Here is a 3484-nt window from a genome sequence, read left to right as displayed (position 1 = left end):
CGACGTCTTCGCCGAGGTCCGTCGTCTGCCCGTCACGCGAGGCCGCGTGATACCGGCCGGAGTCGGCGGGTTCGCCGGCCTCCACCCAGGCCATCACGTCCCCGATCGGGGCGCCGGGAGCCGGCGGAGCGGCCGGCTTGGGTTTCGTCGTGGACGTCGTCGGCGAACTCGCCGACGGGGACGGCGGAATCGGTTCGATCCGTTCAGCCTGTCCGCCCGTCGTCGTCGAACACCCCGCTACCAGCACAGACGCGATCAGCACAGCCATTCGCATACGGGCCAGGCTAGCGGGCCGACACGCAATCCCTGGCCAGGCGCGGCGCGAGTCCATTGCTAACGTCGGGTGATGCACGAACACACCGTCCGCGCGACCATCGCCTCGGGCACGATCGAGGGCTTCACCCGCGACGGCGTGCACCGCTGGCGTGGGGTTCCCTATGCGCGCCCGCCGGTGGGCCCGCTGCGGCTGCGCGCGCCCCAGCCGGTACAGCCGTGGCGCGGCGTCCGGTACTGCCACGGATACGGCAACTGTGCGCCTCAGCAACGCATGTACACGATGCTGGCGCCGGGCAAGTACCAACCGATGAGCGAGGACTGCCTGACGCTCAACGTGGTGAGCCCGAAGAAGCGGTTCGACTCCGCGCTGCCGGTCATGGTCTTCATCCACGGCGGCGGCTACTTCATGGGAACGTCAGCCACGCCGATCTACGACGGCGCGGCACTGGCCCGCAAGGGGTGTGTGTACGTCTCGGTCAACTACCGCCTCGGCGCGCTCGGCTGTCTCGACCTGTCGTCGTTGTCCAACGGGACCTTCACCATCGACGACAATCTGTACCTGCGCGACCTGGTGACAGCACTGCGCTGGGTGCGCGACAACATCGCGGTGTTCGGCGGCGACCCCGACAACGTGACGATTTTCGGTGAGAGCGCCGGAGCCCACGCCGTGGCCACGCTGCTGGCGGTGCCGGCCGCCAAAGGCCTGTTCGCCAAGGCGATTTCGGAGAGTCCCGCGGCCGGTATGGTGCGCACGCCGGAGGTGGCCGAGCAGTACGCGACGAGGTTCGCCGAGATGCTGGGCGCGGGGGAGGGCAACGGCGCCGACGCGGTGATGGCGGCTCGGCCGGCCGAGCTGGTCACCGCGTTCGAACGGCTCATCAAGCAGGGGCAGCGCGAGATGCTCGGCGCCTTTGCGGCCGGGCCGACGGGCGGAACCGATTACCTGCCACTGGATCCGGTGGAGGCGATGCGCAGCGGCAAGGCGCACCGGGTCCCGCTCATCGTCGGGACCAACGCCGAGGAGGCCAACCTCTTCGGCCGTTTCCTCAAGCTGCTGCCGATGTCCGAACCGATGATCGAGCGGCTGCTCGCCGAGGCGGAACCCGAAGAGCGGGAACGCATCACCGCGGCGTATCCCGGTTACCCCGACCAGAAGGCATGCGTCCAGTTCGGCGGCGATTTCGCATTCGGCTCGGCCGCCTGGCAGATCGCCGAGGCGCACAGCCGCCACGCTCCGACCCACCTGTATCGCTACGACTACGCACCGCGCTCGTTGCGGTTGGCGGGACTGGGCGCCACACACGCCACCGAACTGCTGGCGGTCTTCGACGTGTACCGCAGCCGGTTCGGGCGCCTGCTCACAGCGGTCGGGGACCGGCGAAAGGCCCTGCGTGTCAGCGATGACATCCAGCGCCGCTGGCGCGAATTCGCCCGTACCGGCGTCCCCGGCGACGACTGGCCCGCCTACACCAGCGCCGACCGTGCCGTGCGAGTCTTCGATCACCGCCCGCGAATCGAGTTCGACCCGCACGCCGCCCGCAGGGAGGCGTGGGAGGGCTTCTCGCTGGTCTCGCGATAACGGTGGCGCCGCCACCCGAACAGGTCACATGGAGGTGACAAGTGCCCACCATCAACGTCGTGGAGCGCCCCGCAGAACTGAGCGCCGAGTGGCTGACGTCAACGGTCGGCTCACCGGTCGCGGACTTCTCGTACGAGCGCATCGGCACGGGGCAGATGAGCGAGTGCTACCGCGTCGCGCTGACGTACGCGGCTGAGGGCTCCGGTCCCGCGACGGTCGTGCTCAAGGTGGCCGCCAGCGATCCGGTGAGCAGGCAGACCGGGCTGGCGCTGGGCCTCTACGAGCGCGAGGTGCGGTTCTACACCGACATCGCGCCGCGGATCGGGGGACCGGTGGCGCCGTGCTTCTCCTCGGGGTTCAATCCCGAGACCGGTGCCTTTCATCTTCTGCTCGGCGACGCCGGACCCGCGATCGTCGGCGACGAAATCCGCGGCGCCTCAGCCGAACAGGCCATGCTGGCGCTGTCCGAGCTGGGCCGGCTGCACGGACCGCTGCTCGGCGATCCCGCGGCCGCCAGCGCCGAGTGGCTCAACCGTGAGGCGCCGGTCAACCAGGCGTTGATCGCCGGGCTGTATGCGGGGTTCGCCGAACGCTATGCCGACAGGATCGCGCCTGCGCACCGTGAGGTGTGCGAGCGGCTGATCGACGCATTCGACGCCTACATCGCCGCCGAGTCCGCACCCGACCGGGTCAAAGGACTGGTGCACGGCGACTACCGCCTGGACAACATGCTGTTCGGACAACCCGGCGCCGACCGCCCGCTGACCGTGGTCGATTGGCAGACGGTCACCTGGGGACCGGCGATGACCGACGTCGCGTACTTTCTCGGCTGCGCGCTGCCCGTCGAGGTACGTCGCGAGCACTACGAGGCGCTGCTGTCCGCCTACCACTCGGCGCTCGGTCCCGACGCCCCGATCACCATCGACGATGTCCGAGACGGGGTGCGCAGACAGACGTTCGGCGGGGTGATGATGGCGATCATCTCGTCGATGCTCGTGGAGCGCACCGAGCGCGGCGACGAGATGTTCATGACGATGCTGCACCGCCACTGCGAGCATGTGCTCGACGTCGATGCGCTGGCCACCCTGCCGGAACCCGTTACGCCCGAACCCCTTACGCCGACTGCCGACGACGAAGGCGACCATCCGCCCGGTGACGAACCGCTGTGGAACGAGAGCTGGTACTACGACTTCGTCGACCTCGAGCAGGAGATCGGCGGATGGGTGCGTCTCGGCCTGTACCCGAACCTGGACAAATCGTGGATCAACGGCCTGGTGTGCGGGCCGGGCATCCCGACCTACGCACTGCTCGATTTCGAAGGCACCGGCGACATCGAGTTGATCCTCACGGCCACCGAACCGCTCAAGACCTATCGCGTCACGATGCGGGGCCGCGGTGAGGTGTACGACGATCCGGCGGCGCTGCTGCGTAACGAATCCGGGCGGCCCGTCGACGTGTCGATGGAACTCGAGTACACGACCGCGGGCGCGCCGTATCTGTACCGGATCACGCCGCGTTACGAGATCCCGTGCACGGTGTCGGGCACCGTGTCCGTCGACGGCCGCGAGTTCACGTTCACCGACGTCCCGGGCCAGCGTGACCACTCCTGGGGTGTGCGCGACTGGTGGG

At 68.8% G+C, this 3484-nt stretch carries 2 protein-coding genes and 1 pseudogene; 2 read left to right on the top strand and 1 reads right to left on the bottom strand.

What is annotated here, in order from left to right; translation table 11 throughout:
* Nucleotides 1-274: pseudogene (locus A5698_RS21860) on the bottom strand (hypothetical protein); the annotation flags it as partial.
* Nucleotides 275-346: 72 nt separating this feature from the next.
* On the opposite strand from A5698_RS21860, the gene A5698_RS21855 reads away from it, so the two are divergent.
* The gene (locus A5698_RS21855; protein WP_068301046.1) at nucleotides 347-1855 is read left to right on the top strand and encodes a carboxylesterase/lipase family protein; all 1509 of its coding nucleotides are present in this window, start codon (nucleotides 347-349) and stop codon (nucleotides 1853-1855) included.
* Nucleotides 1856-1896: 41 nt separating this feature from the next.
* A partial coding sequence (locus tag A5698_RS21850) for a DUF7064 domain-containing protein (RefSeq protein ID WP_068301044.1) occupies nucleotides 1897-3484 on the top strand: 1588 nt, incomplete at its 3' end.

It is taken from the genome of Mycobacterium sp. E136 (assembly GCF_001666865.1).
Lineage (GTDB): Bacteria > Actinomycetota > Actinomycetes > Mycobacteriales > Mycobacteriaceae > Mycobacterium.
Note: the sequence above shows the minus strand (reverse complement) of the source record. Positions and strands in the feature narration are given on the sequence as shown.

What these genes read in the sequence shown, in the direction of transcription:
- A5698_RS21855 (WP_068301046.1), top strand. Translation starts at nt 347, where the DNA reads ATGCACGAACACACCGTCCGCGCGACCATCGCCTCGGGCACGATCGAG.